The organism is Amycolatopsis sp. NPDC004368 (genome assembly GCF_053602515.1).
The window spans coordinates 78651-97672 of record NZ_JBSGDT010000018.1 but is presented as its reverse complement, the minus strand read 5'-3'; the positions used below and the strand labels follow the sequence as shown (position 1 = coordinate 97672).

Annotated in this window: 15 protein-coding genes and 1 riboswitch; of the genes, 7 read left to right on the top strand and 8 right to left on the bottom strand. The window is 72.1% G+C overall.

What is annotated here, in order from left to right; genetic code table 11:
* Positions 1 to 228: 228 nt before the first annotated feature.
* Positions 229 to 1146 carry a DUF6542 domain-containing protein gene (locus ACWEOE_RS24405; protein ID WP_452012769.1) on the bottom strand — a complete coding sequence of 306 codons (918 nt, stop codon included), beginning with the start codon at positions 1144 to 1146 and terminating at the stop codon, positions 229 to 231.
* A gap of 887 nt (positions 1147 to 2033) precedes the next feature.
* On the bottom strand, positions 2034 to 2948 hold the full coding sequence (rmuC, locus tag ACWEOE_RS24400) for a DNA recombination protein RmuC (protein WP_452012768.1): 915 nt from the start codon (positions 2946 to 2948) through the stop codon (positions 2034 to 2036).
* Positions 2949 to 3189: 241 nt separating this feature from the next.
* Between rmuC and ACWEOE_RS24395 the strand changes: the two genes are divergently transcribed.
* Positions 3190 to 4344 carry an exonuclease SbcCD subunit D gene (locus ACWEOE_RS24395; protein WP_452012767.1) on the top strand — a complete coding sequence of 385 codons (1155 nt, stop codon included), beginning with the start codon at positions 3190 to 3192 and terminating at the stop codon, positions 4342 to 4344.
* Complete coding sequence (locus ACWEOE_RS24390; protein ID WP_452012765.1) at positions 4341 to 7304, top strand: AAA family ATPase; 2964 nt, start codon at positions 4341 to 4343, stop codon at positions 7302 to 7304. The genes ACWEOE_RS24395 and ACWEOE_RS24390 overlap by 4 nt, the downstream gene beginning before the upstream one ends.
* A 396-nt stretch (positions 7305 to 7700) precedes the next feature.
* On the opposite strand, the gene ACWEOE_RS24385 is transcribed toward ACWEOE_RS24390, so the two are convergent.
* Positions 7701 to 8201, bottom strand: a complete 501-nt coding sequence (locus ACWEOE_RS24385; RefSeq protein ID WP_452012764.1) for a methylated-DNA--[protein]-cysteine S-methyltransferase — start codon at positions 8199 to 8201, stop codon at positions 7701 to 7703.
* Complete coding sequence (locus ACWEOE_RS24380; RefSeq protein ID WP_452012763.1) at positions 8198 to 9628, bottom strand: DNA-3-methyladenine glycosylase 2 family protein; 1431 nt, start codon at positions 9626 to 9628, stop codon at positions 8198 to 8200. The genes ACWEOE_RS24385 and ACWEOE_RS24380 overlap by 4 nt, the downstream gene beginning before the upstream one ends.
* A 102-nt stretch (positions 9629 to 9730) precedes the next feature.
* Here ACWEOE_RS24380 and ychF point away from each other — a divergent pair, with 102 nt between their 5' ends.
* The gene (gene ychF, locus ACWEOE_RS24375) at positions 9731 to 10813 is read left to right on the top strand and encodes a redox-regulated ATPase YchF (protein WP_452012762.1); all 1083 of its coding nucleotides are present in this window, start codon (positions 9731 to 9733) and stop codon (positions 10811 to 10813) included.
* Positions 10814 to 10847: 34 nt separating this feature from the next.
* Positions 10848 to 11159: a hypothetical protein gene (locus ACWEOE_RS24370; RefSeq protein ID WP_452012761.1), complete on the top strand. Its 312-nt coding sequence runs from the start codon at positions 10848 to 10850 to the stop codon at positions 11157 to 11159.
* A gap of 571 nt (positions 11160 to 11730) precedes the next feature.
* Here the strand turns inward: ACWEOE_RS24370 and ACWEOE_RS24365 are convergent.
* Entirely contained in the window at positions 11731 to 12012 is a 282-nt protein-coding gene (locus ACWEOE_RS24365; protein ID WP_452012760.1) for a 4a-hydroxytetrahydrobiopterin dehydratase, read from the bottom strand.
* A 33-nt stretch (positions 12013 to 12045) separates the two neighbouring features.
* A riboswitch (TPP riboswitch) is annotated at positions 12046 to 12160 on the top strand.
* 19 nt (positions 12161 to 12179) lie between these two features.
* Here ACWEOE_RS24365 and ACWEOE_RS24360 point away from each other — a divergent pair.
* From ACWEOE_RS24360 to ACWEOE_RS24350, 3 genes are read left to right on the top strand one after another with little or no spacing between them, the layout of a single operon-like run.
* Positions 12180 to 13235 carry a thiamine ABC transporter substrate-binding protein gene (locus ACWEOE_RS24360; protein WP_452012759.1) on the top strand — a complete coding sequence of 352 codons (1056 nt, stop codon included), beginning with the start codon at positions 12180 to 12182 and terminating at the stop codon, positions 13233 to 13235.
* Positions 13211 to 14851 carry an ABC transporter permease gene (locus tag ACWEOE_RS24355; RefSeq protein WP_452012758.1) on the top strand — a complete coding sequence of 547 codons (1641 nt, stop codon included), beginning with the start codon at positions 13211 to 13213 and terminating at the stop codon, positions 14849 to 14851. Before ACWEOE_RS24360 ends, ACWEOE_RS24355 begins: the two co-directional genes overlap by 25 nt.
* 1 nt (position 14852) lies before the next feature.
* Entirely contained in the window at positions 14853 to 15860 is a 1008-nt protein-coding gene (locus ACWEOE_RS24350; RefSeq protein ID WP_452012756.1) for an ABC transporter ATP-binding protein, read from the top strand.
* A 7-nt stretch (positions 15861 to 15867) separates the two neighbouring features.
* Here ACWEOE_RS24350 and ACWEOE_RS24345 read toward each other — a convergent pair whose 3' ends face one another.
* The 3 genes from ACWEOE_RS24345 to ACWEOE_RS24335 all read right to left on the bottom strand — a co-directional run bounded on the left by ACWEOE_RS24345 (position 15868) and on the right by ACWEOE_RS24335 (position 18970).
* A complete protein-coding gene (locus ACWEOE_RS24345) occupies positions 15868 to 16746 on the bottom strand; it encodes an ABC transporter permease (protein ID WP_452012754.1) in 879 nt (292 codons plus the stop codon).
* Between the two features lie 110 nt (positions 16747 to 16856).
* Entirely contained in the window at positions 16857 to 17861 is a 1005-nt protein-coding gene (locus tag ACWEOE_RS24340; protein ID WP_452012753.1) for an ABC transporter ATP-binding protein, read from the bottom strand.
* Positions 17858 to 18970, bottom strand: a complete 1113-nt coding sequence (locus ACWEOE_RS24335) for a LolA family protein (protein ID WP_452012752.1) — start codon at positions 18968 to 18970, stop codon at positions 17858 to 17860. The genes ACWEOE_RS24340 and ACWEOE_RS24335 overlap by 4 nt, the downstream gene beginning before the upstream one ends.
* Between the last annotated feature and the right edge of the window lie 52 nt (positions 18971 to 19022).

The following is a 19022-nucleotide window of genomic DNA, read 5'->3' as shown; positions in this document are numbered from 1 at the left end:
GCGTGATGGACCGGATGGTTCGACGACAGCCTGGGTTGACGACCGGCGTGGGTTGATGACCGGCACGGCTTGATGCCCAGAGCGGCCTGGCGAACCGGGTGGCGTGATGAACCGGTGGGTTGGCGAACCCGGTGGCTTGACATCCAGGGTGGCTCGACAAACGAAGAGGCCGCCGATCCGGAGTGGGATCGGCGGCCTCTTCGTGTTGTGCTGGAAGGAAAATCCGGGTCAGGACTCGTCGTCCCACGGCCGGGGCCGGCGGGGCGGTTCACGCCGCGGCGGGCGCGGGCGTCCGGGCGGCGGTTCGTCGGCGCGCGGACGACGGCGAGGCGGTGGCGCGTCGCCCCGTGGGTCACGGGGGTCACGGCGCCGGGGGTCACCCTCGGGCGGACGCGGGCGGCGCCCCTCGGGCGGCGGTTTGCGGGCCCCGCGCGCGGCGGGATCACCCGGCTCGCGCCGTGGGCGCGCACCGGGTTCGGCCGGCGGCCGCGGGCGCCGCGGCGGCGGACCGTCGAGGTCCCGATCGCGGGGGTCCCGGTCGCGCGGGTCGCGACGGCGGGCACCCGCGGGTGGCGGCGCCTGCCCGGGACGACCGGCGGCCGGCGGCCGGGGACGCCGCGCCGGCGGCTCGTCGACGTCGTCGCGGTCGCGGGGCGGCTTGCCGTCCTTGAGCTTCACGGCGGCGTCGGGGTCGCGCTCGCGGAAGATGCGGAAGAAGCCGAACAGGAGCGTGACGCCGGTGGTGATCGCCATCGTCGGAAAGCCGTTGATCAGCGGCGTGCCGATGTTGAGCAGCTTCGACAGGGTGTCGCTGCCCGAGCCGGAGCCGCCGGTCACGAGCACCACACCGGGCACCGTGACGGCCAGCACCAGCGGCGGCTGCACCATCGGTCCGAAGAGAGCGCGTCTCTGCACCGCGCCCACCGCGACGACCGCGCCCACGAAGTAGCCCGCCTTGAACACGAAGTCGAGGCTGCCCTTGGTCTTCTCGTCGATGATGGCGCCGAGCACGGCCAGGCCGAAGCCCACGAGGACAGCCGCCCACCAGGGCAGGCCGCGCCTCTCGCCGATGGCGAGACGCTCGTCCCAGGGCACGGTGGCGTCTTCGGCATCAGGATCGCTCTGGCGATCGCGTATCGCGGTCACGAGGCACACCGTAGCCGTTACTTGTCACGATCTTGCTGCCACTGCCGAAGACCGCCCTGACCAGCCACCCGGCAGCGTGACGCGAGTTGCCGCCAGGCGGAACACGTGGTGTCGCGCCGCCCGTGGCCCAGCGTCTCGCTCGCGGCTTGTGGTCTGGTCACCTGACCTGCGGATTCGGCCCGGTGGTCTGGGCCGGCCGGCCGCCACGCCGACGCGGGGTGCCCCGCGGGCGCGACACTCCGGCCGGTGAAGCGGAACGTTCCCGTTCCCCGGAAACCTCACACCGACACAACCGAATCACGGGCAGGGCAAATGCCCCATCGGCCCCGAACCGCGCCCGGCCTGCCACGCACCGTGACGAGCCGTGCGCGAGCGCCGCCGGACTGCGTCGCCGGACTGCGCCGCCGGACCCCTGGCGCCGAATTCCGGCTACCGACTGCTGGCCGTCGGCTCCAGGTCACTTGCTCCCGGCTGCCGACTCCTGGCTGCGAGCTCCCGCCGCCCACTCGCGGCCCATCGAGCTCAACTGGTCCGGTCCTCGATCGGCCGCGCCGGTGAACCGGCTGTGGCCACTCGGCACTGTGGCCACTCGGCACTGTGGCCACTCGGCACTGTGGCCACTCGGCACTGTGGCCACTCGTGCGGGCTGGGCACTCGGCACGGGCAATCGTGCAGGCTGCCACCGGCCGAACCGCCCTCCCGCACCAACCGCAGGTCCCCGAGATCCTCGCCCCGGACCCAGTGACCAAGGCACCGGCATCTCCCAGCCCGAGTGTGGACGTGAACCTGTCGAACGACCAAACCCTCCGCAGTCCCACGCACTCAACGCCGTGGCGATCGAGTCAAGCAAGTCGAAGGAGCCACCGTCGGCTTGGAGAACGCCGTCCTCAGCTTGCCGCCAATTCGTCTCCCTTCCGTACCTCCGGCAACGCCGACGGGCTCCCCGACGCGTCCGTCAGGGGTGCCACCGTCGCGCGGAAGCTGTCCAGTGCCTCCAGTTCCCGTCGCCGAGCCGAGATGAACCGTTGCAGGTGGGTGCTCGACAGGTTCAGTGCCTCGACCGCGTTGCCCGCCGCGCGGTGTGCCGCCGCGGCGCCCGCGCGGACCTGCTCGACGTCCTCCACCAGCGCGCGGTCGCTCGCCGCGAACAACGCGGCCGACGCCAGTACGCCGAAGCCCGTGGGCCCGCACAGGAAAACCCGCCGGTCGATGAGCCAGCGCAGCAGCTCCGGATCCGTGTCGAGCGCCGCGACCACGGCGGCGTCGGACGGTACGAACATGATCGTGCCGTAGATCGCGTCCGCCCAGCGCTGGTAGCCCTTGCCCGCGAGGTCGGCCGCGCGCGAGCGGATCTGCCGGACGTGTGCGCGCAACGCGTCGAGCCGTTCCTCGGGATCGTCGGTCTCCACCGACTCGGCCCAGATCGCCATGCTGGCCTTGGCGTCGACCGGCACCGTGCGGCCACCGCCGACGCGCAGCACCATGTCCGGCTTCACGCTGCCGCCGCCGGCCAGGTCGGTCTGCAGCGTGAAATGCAGTTCTTCGCGCAACCCCAACGCGCGCGCGGTCTCCACCAGTACCTGCTCGCCGAGCTCACCCCGGCCGCTGATCGACGCGAACGCCACCTCGTAGCGCCGCAACGCCAGCTGCTGCTGGTCGTTCTTCGCCCGCTCGGCCGACACGAGTCGCGCGGCCGCATCGGCCCGGCGCATGCCGTCCTTGTAGAGCCGCCACAGCAGCGCCACCGCGAAGCACAGGAGCAGCGCGAGCACGACGGCCGCGGTCGTGATCACCGTCTCCACCCGAGTCTCCTTTCCGTGAGCCGAACCGCCGACCGGGGGCAGCCGGTCGAACGCGCACATCATGGCGGACCGCACCGACAAAAACCGGCTCGCTCGGTCGCGCTGCGTAGCTGACCAGGGCGTTCACCGGTTCGGCGGTCGGCGTGTCCACCTGGGCCCTGATAGAGTTCGTACACACGTTCGAGTGGCTCCTCGGCGAGTCTCCGCCATTTCGTCGTGATCCCCTCCTAACGTGGTCCCCGTGCGACTCCTCCACACCTCCGATTGGCACGTCGGCCGCACGTTCCACGGCGCCGATCTGCTCGCCGAGCAGGAGGCCGTCCTCACCCACCTCGCCGAGCTCGTCACGAGCGAGCACGTCGACGTCGTGGTGGTGGCCGGCGACATCTACGACCGCGCGGTCCCTTCGGCCGAAGCGGTCCGAGTCGCGACCAGGGCCATGAGCCGCATCCGCCAGGCCGGTGCGCAGCTCGTGATCACGCCCGGCAACCACGACTCCGCGGCGCGGCTGGGCGCGTTCGCCGACTTCGCCGCGGCCGGTGGTCTGCACCTGCGCGCCACCGTCGCCGGCCTCGCCGAACCCGTGCTGCTGCCCGACGAGCACGGCGAAGTCGCGATCTACGGCATCCCGTACCTCGAACCCGAGCCGTCGCGCCACGCGCTCGGCGTGCCCGAAGCACGCGGCCACACCGGCGTGCTCACCGAAGCCATGCGCCGCGTGCGCGAAGACCTTGCCACGCGCGGAAAAACGCGTTCCGTGGTCTTGGCCCACGCGTTCGTCACGGGTGCCGCCGCGAGTGATTCCGAGCGCACGATCGCGGTCGGCGGCGTCGAGCAGGTCCCGGGCGACGTGTTCGACGGCGTCGACTACGTCGCCCTCGGTCACCTGCACGGCCCGCAGACCCTCGCCGAGCACCTCCGCTACTCCGGCAGCCCGCTGGCCTACTCGTTTTCCGAGGCGCGCCAACGGAAATCGGTCTGGATCGTCGACCTCGACGCCACCGGGCTCGCCGAGGTCCGCCGCCACGAACTGCCCGTGCCGAGGTCGCTCGCGACCCTGCGCGGCGAGCTGGCCGAACTCCTGGCGGCGCCGGAACACGAGGAATGGCGCGAGTTTTTCCTCTCGGTCACCGTCACCGACCGCGTGCGCCCGGTCGACGCGATGCGCCGCCTGCGCGAGCGGTTCCCGTATGCCGTGCACCTCGACTGGGAGCCCGAAGGCGGGCTCGCGGGCGCGGACCTGAAGTACGCCGACGCCGTCCGCGGGCGCACCGACATCGAGATCGCCCGCAGCTTCCTCGACGACTGCCGCGGCGCGCTCCCCACGGAAACCGAGGAACGGCTGGTGTTCCTCGCCCTCGAAGCGGCCAACCGGGCGGCGGTGGCGAAGCTGTGAGGCTGCACCTGCTGGAGGTCGAGGCGTTCGGTCCGTACGCGGGCCGCGAGGTGATCGACTTCGACGCGCTCGGAGCCGACGGCCTTTTCCTCCTCCACGGCGACACCGGCGCGGGCAAGACCACGCTGCTCGACGCCATCGCGTTCGCTCTGTTCGGCGTGGTTCCGGGCGCGCGGGGTGACGTGAAGCGGCTGCGCTGCGACGTCGCCGCGCCCGAGCAGCTCACCGAGGTCGTGCTGGAGCTGACCGTGCAGCGCCAGCGGCTGCGGATCGTGCGCAGCCCGGAGTACCAGCGCGCCAAGAAACGCGGCGACGGGTTCACCACACAGCAGGCCAAGGTGTCGCTGGCCTGGGTCGGCGAACCGCCCGCCGGGCTGCCACCCGACGGCATCATCCGCATCGACGAGGTCGCGCGCACCGTCGAGCGGTTGCTCGGCATGACAGCCGCGCAGTTCTTCCAAGTCGTGCTGTTGCCGCAGGGTGAGTTCGCGCGGTTTCTGCGCTCCGACACCACTGAGCGCGAGAAGCTGCTGGAGCGGCTTTTCGGTACCGAGCGGTTCTCCGACGTCGAGCGGTGGTTCGCCGACCTGCGAGCCGAACGTGGGCGAGCGCTGGACAAACGCCAGCAGGAGCTGCGGGAGCTCGTCGCTCGCTACGCGCAGGAAGCTCAGCAGGAGCCGCCCGAGGAAGATCAGGCCGAGTGGGTCGAGGCGGTGCTCGCGGAGGTCGCCGCCCGCGCCGAAGCGGCGGAAACCGAAGCGGCACAAGCACGTTCGGCCGCGACCAAGGCCGAGACCGCGCTGCGCGAAGCCGAGGAGGACGCCGACCGCATCCGCCGCGTCCGCACCGCGCACACGCGCCTCGCGCAGATTGCCGAGACGGCGGGGGAGCGCGCGGAGTGGACCGAGGAGATCGCGGGCGCGCGGCGGGCGTCGGCCGTGGTGCCCGAGGTCGAGCTGCTCGAACGGCGGACCACCGAGCTGGGCGAGGCGCAGGTCGCCGAGGCCGACCACACGCGGGCGTTGGGGGAGCTGGGGTTCGACTCCGTCGGCCTGGCGTCGGCCGACCTGCGGGAGCGCGCCGGTTCCCTTCGCGAGGAAGCGGGCGCGCTCGCCGAGCTGGTCGCGGAAGCCGAGCAGCAACGCGTGGACACCGAGCGGCGCGAGGAGCGCAAGGCCGCCGCCGGCGCCGCGGCCGAGCGTGTCGGCGAGCTGCAGACGCGGCTGGCGGAGCTGCCCGAGCGGCTCACGGCTGTGCGCGACGAAGCGGCGTCGGCGGCCGAAGCGGCGGCGAAGCTAGACGGGGCGAAGGCCCGCGTCGAGGAGCTGACGACCTTCGCGCGGGCGGCCGCCGAGCTGCCCGAGGCCGTCGCGAAGGTCGGGCGCGGTGAGGCGAAGCTGACCGAGGTCGTGGACGCGCACCAGTCGGCCCGGCAGCACCGGTTGGACCTGCGCGAACGTCGGCTGGAGGGCATGGCTGCCGAGCTGGCCGCGAGCCTGGCCGACGGCGCGGCGTGCCCGGTGTGCGGGTCGGCGGAGCACCCTGCGCCCGCGCGGCACGCGGCCGAAGCCGTGGACCCGGCCGAGGAACGGGCCGCGGAGGAAGCCGAACAGAAGGCCGGTGCCTTGCGGCAACGGGTGGTGTCCGCGCTGGAGGAGGCGAAGGCGCGGCTCGACGCGTTGCGAGAGCGGCTGGGTGAGCGCACGGCCGAGTCGGTGGCGGCCGACCTCATGCAGGCTCGAGCCGAGGTTTCGGCGCTGTCCGAGCGGGCTGCGCGGAGGGACCAGCTCGCCCGGCAGGTGGTGAAGCTGGAGCAGGAAACCGAGCAGCTGGCCGAGCAGCGGAGGCGGGCCGACCAGGCCGTCACGGAGGCCCACGCCGAGGTCCGCGCGCTGGACGAACGGCTGGCAGAGCGCGCGAAGCGGCTGCTGGCCGGGCGGGGCGAGTTCGCCGACGTCACCACGCGCCGGCGGCACCTGCTCACGCTGGCGGGCGCGCTCGATGCCGTCGCAGAGGCGCGCACGGTCGTCACCGGCGCCGAGGCGCGGCTGGCCGAGCAACACGCGCTGGTCGAGATCTCCCTGCACGCCAAGGGTTTTGCCACGCTGGAGGAAATGCGCGGCGCCGTCCGCTCCGACGAGCAGGTGACGAAACTCGAGCAGGGACTCGCCGAAGCCGAGGCGACGGCCGCGGGGGCGCGCGAGCTGCTGGCGCAGCCCGAGTTGTTCGGGATCTCGCCCGACGACGTCGTCGAGGTCGCGCCGATGGTCGAGACGGCGAAGGCCGCGCGCGAGCGGGCGGACACGGCGTTCGCGGCACTGAAATCCGTTGCGGCGCAGCACACCGAGCTGAAGAAGCTGGCCGCGCGGATGGGCAAGGCGCTCGCCGAGTTCGAGCCCGTCCGCAAGGAGTACGACGAGCTGCGCGCACTGTCCGAAGTGGTCAATGGCCGGGGGCAGAACGCGCGCAAGATGTCGCTGCGGTCGTACGTGCTCGCGGCGCGGCTGGAAGAGGTCGCGCTCGCGGCCACCGCCCGGCTGCGCACCATGAGCCAGGGCCGCTACTCCTTCGTGCACTCCGACGCGGCCGGCGCGCGCGGCACCCGCGGCGGCCTCGGACTCGACGTGCTCGACGACTACTCCGGCGCCATCCGGCCCGCGAAAACCCTGTCCGGCGGCGAATCGTTCCTCGCGTCGCTCTCCCTGGCGCTCGGCCTGGCCGACGTCGTCGCCTCCGAAACCGGCGGCGCGCTCCTCGACACGCTGTTCGTCGACGAGGGTTTCGGCACCCTCGATGCCGAAACCCTCGACGTGGTGATGAACATCCTCGACGAGCTGCGCGCGGGTGGCCGGGTCGTCGGCCTGGTGTCGCACGTCGAAGAGCTGCGCCAGCGGATCCCGACACGTCTGCGGGTGCGCAAGTCCCGAACTGGTTCGCGGATCGAGCTGCGTACGGCGTAGGGAACGTGGCGGCCGGCGCGCCTGCGGTGCAGCCGGTGAGGACGGCTGAGCTGCGCGACGGGTGATCGGCGGACGCGGCCGGTGCGCTCGCGCGGCGACGTCGGCAGGCCCCGGGCGTGGGTTGCTCGGCGTGTCGCACGTCGACGAGCTGCGGCAGCGAATTCCGACGCGTCTGCGGGTGGGCAAGTCCCGCAACGGCTGGCGGATCGAGCTGCGTACGGCGTGGGGAACATTGCCGATCGAGCGCCGGCGATGCGGCCGGTGTGCGCTCGTCAGCTCATCGTCCGGGTGGCCGCCGCCGTGCTCCGCGCAGCGAAGCCACTGGTCAGGCGGGTTCCGCGCTGGCGCGGCGCCCGTGCCCGGGGAGACCGCCTGGCCACCCCCGACCCACTCAGGTCAGGAGGCTTCGTGGTTGAGCAGCCAGCGCTTCGCGGCCGTGCCCCAGCGGAAGTTGCCGACTGCGCCGCCCGTGCGGACGATGCGGTGGCAGGGCACGAACAGGGCGGCGGCGTTGCGGGCGCAGGCCGACGCGGCGGCGCGCACGGCGGTGGGGTTGCCCGACAGCGTCGCGTATTCGGCGTAGCTCACCGGGTGGCCCGGCGGGACCTTGCGCAGCATGTCCCACGCGTGCTGGCGGAAGGCGCCGGAGCGCTGGCGCACCTCGATGTCGTCGACGGCGTCCAGGTCGCCCGCGTGGTAGCGGCGCACGGCCGTGGTCACGGGGCCCAGCTCGGGGCGCTGCGTGAGCGTCTGCGGGGCCAGTGACGGGGAGATGAGCGGCGTCAGCTCGGCGACGTCGCCGGTCCAGCCGGAGGCGAGCACGGCGCCGTCGGTCGCCACCAGGGCGGTGAAGGGGCCGATCTCGGTGTCCAGAGTGGACCAGAATGCGGTGCTCACGAGAGGTTCTCCTCGGGGTCGAAGATCTGCAGGTAACGGGTGGCGTAGGAGCCCCACGGCCGCCAGCCGGGGGCGGCTTCGGCCAGGTCGAGGCCGAGCGCGGCGGCGGCGCGGCGCACGGCGGGGTCAGTGGTGAGCAGGACGTCAGGCGCGCCGAGCACGCGCGTCAGCACGTCGTCGGCGTCGATGCCGAAGGGCAGCAGCTCCGCTCGCAGCTCGGCGGGGTCGCGGCCGACGTGGGGGTCGAGACTGCCGTCGGCCAGCGCCGTTGCGACGGCCTTGACCTGCGGTTTCACGTCCGACGCCGCCACGGTCTCGGGGGTGGGGAACAGCGTCGTCAGTGAGTCCATGGGTGGCTCGCCGGCGGCCACGCGCGGGCCGAGTGCGGCAACGCGAGCCGCGTCGGGGCCGAGTGCGGCGCGCAGGACCAGCTCGGGCCCGTCGACCGCGCCGGGCACCCGCACGCCGGGCACCTTCGTGACCAGCGGCGCGAGGGCCGGGTCCGCGCCGAGTACCCGGGCGACGGCCTCGGGATCGGCGTCGAGGTCGAGCAGCCGCCGGACCCGCGAGACGGCGCTGCCGAGATCGCGCAGGTCCGTCAGGGCCAGGTCGCAGCGCACGTGGTCGGCCCGCGGGCTGAGCCAGACCAGGCCGGGGCCGTGGGAAAGCCGCAGCGTGCGGCCGTAACCGGTGATGCCTTCGGCGGTTTCCTCGACCGTCTCGACGCCCGGCAGCGCGCGTGCCGCGTGGTAGCGCAGCACGCTCTGCGCGTCGAACGGCGCGCGGAACGGCAGGCGCAGGCTCAGCCGCGTCGAGCCGGTGGGTTCGGTGCGCCGTCCGCGGCGCAGGGAAGCGGCGCGAAGCTGCGAAGGCGTCGTCGCGAAGACCTCGCGGATGGTCTCGTTGAACTGCCGGATGCTGGAGAATCCGGCGGCGAACGCGACGTCGGTGAGCGGCAGCGCCGACAGCTCGATGAGCAGCCGCGCGGAGTGCGCGCGGTGGGCGCGGGCGAGGGCGAGGGGGCCGGCGCCGAGCTCGGCGGTGAGGACGCGGCCGAGCTGGCGTTCCGAGTAGCCGAGCCGCCGTGCCAGGCCGGGCACGCCTTCGCGCTCGACGAGACCGTCGGAGATCAGGCGCATGGCGCGCGCGGCCAGGTCGGCGCGCACGTTCCAGTCGGGTGAGCCCGGCACGGCGTCGGGCAGGCAGCGCCGGCACGCGCGGAACCCGCCGGCCTGGGCGGCGGCCGAGGTGGGGAAGAACCGCACGTTCTCGGCTTTCGGCGTGATCGCCGGGCACGACGGGCGGCAGTAGATGCCGGTGGTGCGCACGGCCATGATGAACTGACCGTCGAACCGCTGGTCGCGGGCGGTGACGGCGCGGTAGCAGCGCTCGGTGTCGCGCCAGAGGGGGGCGGTCGTGGTGGCCATGACGTCGATCGTGCCAGCAGGCCAGCGACTTGGCTGGCGGGAATCCGACACGGCGTTACCGGGTCGGCCGGGGTGTTCGGCGGGCACGTAGACTCAACGGTCGTGAGTCTGACCCTCGGTATCGTCGGCCTGCCCAACGTCGGCAAGTCCACCCTGTTCAACGCGCTGACCCGCAACGACGTGCTCGCCGCGAACTACCCGTTCGCGACGATCGAGCCCAACGTCGGCGTCGTCCCGCTGCCGGACGAGCGGCTCGGCAAGCTGGCGGAGCTCTACAGCTCCGAGAAGATCGTGCCGGCAGTTGTGTCCTTTGTGGACATCGCGGGCATCGTGAAGGGCGCGTCCGAGGGTGCCGGGCTGGGCAACAAGTTCCTGGCGAACATCCGCGAGGCCAACGCGATCTGCCAGGTCATCCGCGTGTTCGACGACCCCGACGTGGTCCACGTCGACGGCCGCATCGACCCGTCGAGCGACATCGAGACCATCAACACCGAGCTGATCCTCGCCGACCTGCAGACGCTCGACAAGGCCCTGCCCCGCCTCGAGAAGGAGGCGCGCACCAAGAAGGAGGCGCGCCCGGCGCTGGAGAACGCGCAGCGCGCCAAGGAAATCCTCGACGCCGGCCGCACCCTGTTCCAGGCGCAGAAGGAAGTGGACTTCGAGGCGCTGCGCGAGCTGAGCCTGCTCACCACGAAGCCGTTCCTGTACGTCTTCAACGCCGACGAGCCCGTGCTGACCGACCCCGCGCGCCGCGAGGAACTGGAGAAACTCGTCGCCCCCGCCGACGCCGTCTTCCTCGACGCGAAGGTCGAAGCCGAGCTCCTGGAACTCGACGACGAGGAGTCCGTCCGCGAGCTGCTGGAGTCCGTGGGCCAGGCCGAGCCGGGCCTCAACGCCCTGGCCCGCGCCGGCTTCCACACGCTCGGCCTGCAGACCTACCTCACCGCGGGTCCGAAGGAATCCCGCGCGTGGACCATCCCCCAGGGCGCCACCGCCCCGCAGGCCGCGGGCGTCATCCACACGGACTTCGAGCGCGGCTTCATCAAGGCGGAGATCGTGTCCTACTCCGACTTGATGGAGGCGGGCTCGATGGCGGCCGCACGGGCGGCGGGGAAGGTGCGGATGGAGGGCAAGGATTATCTGATGGCGGACGGTGACGTGGTGGAGTTCAGGTTCAACGTCTGAACCTCTTCCGGCGCGGAAACTCCAGACTGGTTTGGTGGACCGTGAGCAGGAAACCGCCCTCGCCGAGCACATCGCCACACCGTTCCCTGCTCCCGACGGCGTCCGCGGCGAGGACTACGGCTCGGTGTGCGCCGTGATGATCGATGCCGACATCTACCTGTTGTCGCAGAGGGTGTCTCGCGGGGAGTTGCTGGCGGATCGCCAGTGGAACTGGCTCGCGGAGTGCGAGGCGAGACTGCAGGATTCGATGTCCGAGTTCCCTGAAGCGGGGCGCCCGTACTACGCGCGTCTGCTGAGGATCGCCGAGCTGGCGTTCCAGCGTATGGAAGAGATGGCGGCTCGTTGACCTTGCGGTCGGGCTCCACGTCCCTCCCGCGCAGTGCGGCCGTGAGCATGAGAGCGGCTAGCTTGAAGCTCTTCTCGGACGAGTTGACCAAGTCGTAGCCCGCTCGGTCGACGGTGAGCGTCCCCACCACTGCCAAGCACCCGACGGCGAAACGCTTCATGCCGACACGTCGGCACCAGGCCCTCCGCTGTTTCGACGGGTGAAAGAACGCCTCAGCCCAGCAGGCCGAGCACCACCAGCGCAGCCAGCGTGAACGCAGTGACGAACATGGTGATCCAGGCGCGCTGGGTGGCGGAAAGAGCAGTGGGCGAGTTGTTCATCGCGTGTCCTAGCGGGGGTGTGGGCCGACGATTCCGCTGGGATAGCGCGCTGATCAAGGGGCGCGTTACTGCTTGTGGTCGAGATCACGTCGCCCGCGGAAAGTGCGCCAGAGGACGCCACCCGCGGAGGCCACCATCAGGGTGAACGCACTGGTGCCGACGACGATGGCCTGGGTCACGAAACCTCCTCGGAGAAGCGTACGAAGAGGGGACGCGTCACCCACGGGTTGGTGCGCCGGGAGTCGATCAGGTCACAGTGTGGCGTCGATCGACGCAGCCAGGTCGAAGTCCTTCGTGGTCAGGCCGCCGGCGGAGTGGGTGGACAGCGTGAGCGACACCGTGCGCCAGCGGATGTCTATGTCCGGGTGGTGGTCGGCGGCCTCGGCGAGGTAGCCGACGCGGACGACGAACGCCACGGCGTCCGGGAAGGACACGAGCTCGATCGATCGGGTGATCGTGTCGCCGACGTGGCGCCACGAAGGCACGGTGGTCAGGGCGGAGGAGATCTCGGAGTCGTTGAGGAGTTGCGGCATGTGACCAATGGTGAACCCGTTTGGGCTACGCTGCACGGTTGCCACGGGAGTCCGGTACGCCGGGCTGAGAGGCGGGCGGCGAAAGCCCGCGACCGTTCGCACCTGAATCCGGATCATGCCGGCGCAGGGAGGGCTGCTCTCCCCGCACGCGGCGCAAGGGAGGGCAGATGATTCCGCGGACCGCACGCACCGTGCTGGGCCTGGCCACGGTCGCCGTGCTGGCGAGTGCGTGCTCGCTCTCGAGCGGCGAGGGCGGCGAAGCCCCGCAGACCCCGACCGTCACGCTCGTCACGCACGACTCGTTCGCCGCGCCGCAGGACGTGCTCGACGCGTTTCAGCGGCAGTCCGGGATCAAGCTCAAGATCCTCAAGTCCGGTGACGCGGGGGAGCTCACCAACAAGCTGGTGCTCACCAAGGCCAACCCGATCGGCGACGTCGCGTTCGGCGTCGACAACACGTTCGCCTCGCGGGCGCTCAACGAAGGCGTCTTCCAGGCCTACACGAGCCCCGAAGCGGATCGCGGGCCGCAGCGGTACTCCGTCGACCCGCAGCACCGCCTGAGTGCGGTCGACGTCGGCGACGTGTGCGTGAACATCGACACCGGCTACTTCGCCACGCACAACCTGCCCGAGCCCAAGTCGTACGACGACCTGGCCGACCCGAAGTACAAGGACCTCACCGTCGCCGAGAGCGCGGCCACCGCGTCGCCCGGGCTGGCGTTCCTGCTGGGCACCGTCGCGAAGTACGGCGAGTCCGGCTGGCACGACTACTGGACGAAGCTGAAGGCCAACGGCGTCAAGGTCGACAGCGGCTGGGAAGAGGCCTACACGAAGGACTTCTCCGGCTCCTCGGGCAAGGGCCCACGCCCGATCGTGGTGTCCTACGCGTCCTCGCCCGCCGCCGAGATCGGGGACGACGGCAAACCGCGCACGAAGGCGCTGCTCGACACGTGTTTCCGCCAGATCGAGTACGCCGGTGTGCTCGCCGGCTCCAAGCAGGTGCCCCAGGCGCAGAAGGTGGTCGACTTCCTGCTGTCGCAGCAGTTCCAGTCGACGGTCGCGGCCAACATGTACGTCTACCCGGCCCGCGAGGGCGTCGACCTGCCCGCCGGCTGGGCCTCGGCCGCACCGCTGCCGCAGAACCCCGCAGCGCTGCCCGCCGACCAGATCCAGGCCGGTCGTGAGAAGTGGATCGGTGAATGGCGCTCGCTCATGGGCGCGTAGCGCCGGCCCGAACGCTCAGGACGGCCGGCCTGGCGCTGCTCGGCCTGCTGCCCGTCGCGTTCCTGGTCGTGTTCTTCGCCTGGCCGGTCGTCGCGATCCTCGGCCGCGGCTTCTCGGCCGGCGGCGTGGACACGGTGCTGGCCGAAGCGCAGACGTGGCAGCTCGCCGCGTTCACGCTGGTCAGCGCCGCCGCGGCGACGGTCGTCGCCCTGGTCGCGGGGCTGCCGGTGGCGTACGTGCTCGCGCGCGTGAAGCTGCCGGGCGTCGGTCTCGCGCGCACGCTGGTGCTGGTGCCGTTCGTGCTGCCGACGGTGGTCGTCGGGCTCGCGTTCCGGGCGCTGTGGCCCGACGGCGGGGTGCTGCCGCTGGTGCTGGCCAACGCGTTTTTCAATGTGGCCGTGGTCGCCCGCACGGTCGCGGGGCTGTGGAGCCACCTCGACCCGCGGGCGACGGAGGCCGCGCGGGCGCTGGGGGCCTCGCCGTGGCGCGCGTTCCGCACGGTGACGCTGCCCGCGCTCGGCCCGGCCGTCGCGTCGGCCGCGGCGGTCGTGTTCCTCTTCTGCGCCACCAGTTTCGGCGTGGTGCTCATCCTCGGCGGCGGCCGCTACCGCACGCTCGAGACCGAGATCTACCTGCGTACGGTCGACCTGCTCGACCTCTCCGGCGCGGCCGCGCTCTCGCTCATCCAGTTCGCCGCCGTGCTGGCCGCCCTCGCGGTGGGGGCCATCGCCCGGAAACGACGCGAGAACGCCGTGAAGCTCAAGCAGGCCACGCCCCGGCGACCGCGAAAAGGTGAGTGGTGGACGGTCGGCGCGGCGGCCGTCGTGATCGCCCTGCTGATGACGCCGATCGTCGCGCTGCTGGTCGAATCGGTGTCCACTCCGGACGGTTGGAGCCTCGCCGGGTTCCGCGCACTCAACTCCACCGGGCAGAACGACGCCCTGCAGATCTCCGGCTGGCTCGCCGCGAAGAACTCCCTGGCCGCCGCCACCGACGCCACGCTGCTCGCGATGGCCGTCGGCGTGCTCGCCAGCGTGGTGCTCGTCGCGCTCAGACGTGCGCCCGGCCGCCTCGCGCGCGGCATGGGCGAGACGATGGACGCCGCGCTCATGCTGCCGCTCGGCGTCTCCGCCGTCACGGTCGGCTTCGGGTACCTCGTGACGCTCGACGCGCTGCCCGGCGACCTGCGCACGTCGCCGCTGCTCGTGCCGCTCGCCCAGGCGCTGGTGATCATCCCGCTTGTCGTGCGCATGATCCTGCCGGTGCTGCGCGCGGTCGACGTGCGCCTGCGCCAGGCCGCCTCGACGCTCGGCGCGAGCCCGGCCCGGGTGTGGCGCGAGATCGACCTGCCGCTCACCGCGCGTTCACTCGTCGCGGCCGCCGGGTTCGGGTTCGTGGTGGCGCTCGGCGAGTTCGGCGCCACGAGCTTCCTCGCCCGCCCCGACGCGCCGACGCTGCCGGTGGCCGTCGCGACGCTCATCTCGCGTCCCGGCGAGCTCAACAACCAGATGGCGTACGCCGCGTGCGCGCTGCTCATGATCGTGACGGTCGCGGCCGTCGCGCTGATCGACCGGTTCGGCTCGGTTCGCGGGCACGGCTCGGTGGGGGAGTTCTGACATGGCGCTGACCGTCCGCGACCTCACGGTGCACTACGGCTCGTTCGCCGCGGTGCGCGAAGCCCGCCTCGACATCGCCGACGGCGAGGTGCTCGCCCTGCTCGGCCCGTCCGGCTCCGGCAAGTCGACGCTGCTGCGCGCCATCACCGGCCTGGAACCGATGACGTCGGGCGAAGTGTGCTGGGACGGCACGGACCTCGCCGACGTCCCCGTGCACCGGCGCGGCTTCGGGCTGGTTTTCCAGGACGGCCAGCTCTTCCCGCACCGCGACGTCGCCGCGAACATCGCCTTTGGCCTGCGGATGCACGGGATCCCCAAAGCACAGCACGCTGCCCGCGTCGAGCAGCTGCTGGAACTGGTGGGGCTCAAGGGTTTCGAACGCCGGCGCGTGACCGAGCTCTCGGGCGGGCAGGCCCAGCGCGTGGCTCTGGCCCGAGCGCTCGCGCCCGAACCGCGGCTGCTGCTGCTCGACGAACCGCTGTCCGGCCTCGACGCGGGGCTGCGGGAACAGCTGGCCATCGACCTCGCGGACCTGTTGCGGCGCAGCAAGATCACCGCGCTGCTGGTCACCCACGACCAGGAAGAGGCGTTCACGCTCGCCGACCGCGTGGCCGTGCTCGACGCCGGTGAGATCCGCCAGGAGGGCGCCGTGCGGTCGGTGTGGCGGCACCCGGCCGACGACGACGTCGCGAAGTTCCTCGGCGTCACGTCGTTCGTCGAAGGCATGGCGGCCGGCGGGGTCATGCGCACGGACCTCGGCGAGGTCGTGCTCGCCGAGACCCCCGACGGTCCAGTGCGGCTCGGCCTGCGTCCGCATGCGTTGCGGGTGGCCGAAACCGGTGTGAAAGGCGAAGTCGCGGCGGCCGTGCACCGCCGCGAGCACCTCAGGCTGGTGGTGCGGCTCGAGGAATCCACAGTGGACGCCGTCGCCCCCGTGGCGGCGGACCTGCGCGCCGGCGATCCCGTCCGGCTCGCACTCGACCCGGACGGGATCGCCTTCGTCGGCTGAACCCCCGTCAGCCGTCGCGCGTGGCGAGCCGTCCGTAGGCGATGGACAGGCCGACCACGATGTAGCAGGCGGCGCGCAGGGCGCCTTCGGTGAGCATCGAGCCGTCGATCGGGTCTTGCAGGATCTCCGCCGGCGCCATGCTCCAGTTGCGCGTGAGCAGGAACGGGTGCAGCCAGTCGAGCGAGGTCAGGAACCCCAGGATCGTGAACAGGATGTCGCCCGCCAGCACCGACGACACCACGAGCATCGGGTGTTCGGTGAAGCTCGACACGGCCAGCGCGATCGCGCCGACGGCCCACAGCTGCAGCACGATCCACCCGGCCAGCAGCAGGATCCGGCCCAGCGCCGCGCCGAGGGAAAGCGTGGTGCCCGACAGCGTGAACATCGAGCCGGTGCCGTTGATGATCAGCCCCGTCACCACACCGGTGAAGCACATCGCCAGCACGGCGACCACACACACGGTGGCAACGCCGAACGCCTTCACCACCAGCAGCCGGCCGCGGCTGACGGGGGCGACGAGCCAGCCCCGCAACGTGCCGTGGGCGGCTTCGCCGGCGATCGCGTCGGCGCCCGCCATGGCCGAGGCCAGCGGCAGCAGCAACGCCAGCGTCATCGTGAGCGCGGCGACCGGCAGCACGAACGCGTTGTTCACCGCGCCCGCGAGCAGCGCCGCGTCGCCGTCGGCCGGCCCGCCGTCGGGGCCGCTTTCGTCCACCAACGTGAGGCCGATGCCGATCACGATCGGGATCACCGCCAGCAGCGCGAGCACGGCCAGCGTGCGCGGGCGCCGGAAAATCCAGCGCAGCTCGGCCGCGACGAGCCGCGGCAGCGGCACCGTGTCGTGGCCCGTGCGGCTCACGGGAGCCGCGAGCATCGCAGTAGTCATGCCGCCTCCGCGGGAGTGAGTACGTCGGCGGTGGTCATGCCGCCTCCGCGGGAGTGAGTACGTCGGCGGTGGTCATGCCGCCTCCGCGGGAGTGAGTACGTCGGCGGTGGTCATGCGTCCCCCTGAGTCTCGGAGCCGTTGGCCCCTTCGGTGAGCCGGGCGAACAGGTCCTCCAGGCCGGTCCGCGCGCGGGTGGCCTCGTGCACCTCGACGCCCGCGCCCACGAGCACTTGCAGCACCCGCGGTGCGGGCGTGGCCGTGAGGTCCGCGCGCACGCCGTCGGGCGTCAGCCGGGCACCGATCCGGTTCTCCCGCAGCACTTCCACGGCTTGTTCCGCGTCGGGCGTGCGCACGAGCAGCGCCGCGTTGCCCGACTCCAGCAGCTCGGCCAGCTCACCCTGCGCCACGACCGTGCCCGACTGCAGCACGGCGACGTGCGTGCAGGTCGCCTCCACCTCGGCGAGCAGGTGCGAGGAAACGACCACGGTGCAGCCGTCGGCGTGCAGATCGGCGATGATCCGGCGGATCTCCCGCGTGCCGGCGGGGTCGAGGCCGTTGGTCGGCTCGTCGAGGATCACCATCCGGCGCGGGACGAGCAGCGCCGCGGCCAGGCCCATGCGCTGCTTCATGCCGAGCGAGTAACCCTTGTACCGGCGGCGCGCGGCCACCGTCAGCCCCACGCGTTCGAGCGCCCCGTCCACGGCCGCCGGAATCGCCCCCGCCGCCAGCCGCGGCTCGGCGGCGGCGAACCGCAGCAGGTTGTCCCGCCCGGAGAGGAACGGGTGGAAGCCCGGCCCTTCCACGAGCGCGCCGACGTCGGGCAACGCGTGCGCCGCGCCTTCCGGCATCGGCCGCCCGAGCAGCTCGACCTCACCCTCGGTGGGCCGCACCAGCCCGAGCAGCATGCGGATCGTGGTCGTCTTGCCGGAACCGTTGGGCCCGAGCATGCCGAGCACCGCGCCCTCGGGCACGTCGAGGTCGACGTGGTCCACCGCGACCGTGCCGCGGTAGACCTTGCGCAGCCCGCGCGTGCGCGCGGCGAGCGGGACCGCCGGGGCGGACACCTCCTGGGAGATGCCCGCCCCGGCCTCGACCGCACTGGTCGTGTCGGTCACTTCTGACCCAGCGCCTCGTAGAGCACCTGCTCCGGCACCGCACCGGCGGCGAACCGCCCGTCGTCGGTCAGCACCGCGCCGCCGACCTTGGTGGTGACCAGGTAGCCGCTGCCCCAGGTGCCGTTCACGCGCTTGGCGAAGCGGCTCAGCAGCTGCTGCGGGTCGGCACCGCGACCCTCGGAAGCGCCCGGAGCACCCGCCGGCTTCTTGCCCGCCAGCGCGTCGGCCGGCACCTTGCCCGTGATGACGGTGTCCCAGCCGTCACCGACGAGCTTCACGTCCTGCTTGGCCTCGTCCGCCTTGGCCTTGGCCTTGGTCTCGTCTTCGACCTTCGCAGTCTTCTCCGTGACCTTGGCGCCCTGCGGCGGCGTGAAGGTGAACAAGTCGGCCGGCTGCGGCGCGAACTTCACGTCCTCGAACGCCACCTGCAGCGCCGGCGCCGTGGTTCCGTTGCTCAGCACCGAAAGCCGCAGCGGCATGCGGGTCTGCGAGTCCACGGCCACGCGGATTTCGCGCAGCAGCGTGCGTTCGGTCGGCTTCGGGGTGAAGACCAGCTCGTACGCGGGACGGTCGGCGACGTTGGCGGTGCCGTCAACCGACACCGTGCTGTTCTCGCGCACCTTCGCGAGCAGCTCCTTCGTCGCCGTGGCCGGGTCGGTCATCTCGCCGGCGTCCGGGGCGTGCTTCGTGGCGACGTCGGCCGGGATGGTCGTCTTCGTCACGGAGTTGTTGCCGGAGTGGTAGTCCCACACGGCGGTGCCGTCGCGGACGATCGTCTCCTGCGAGGCGCCGTTGGTCAGCGAGATCTTGGCCTTGCCGGTGCCGTCGCTGAACACGTGCGCCGAGTCGATGTTCAGCGCGCTCATCCCCGGAACCGCGCCACCCACGGCGCCCATCGCGGGCAGGCCGAGGTCGTTGCTCACGCTGACGGTGCCGTCGAACGGGCCGGGGTCGGCCGTCATCACCGACTGCACGAGGTCCTCGGCGCTGATCGCCGGCAGCTTCGGCGCGTCGCCGGCCGAAGCCGGCATCGCGACCACCACGAGCCCCCCGACGCCGAGCGCGGTACCGACGACGGCCGCGGTGATGGCCTTCTTCTTCGGATCCATGTCGTCTCTCCCTGTGTTCCCGAGCCCCAGTGTGCTCGGCTCCCGGCGCCGA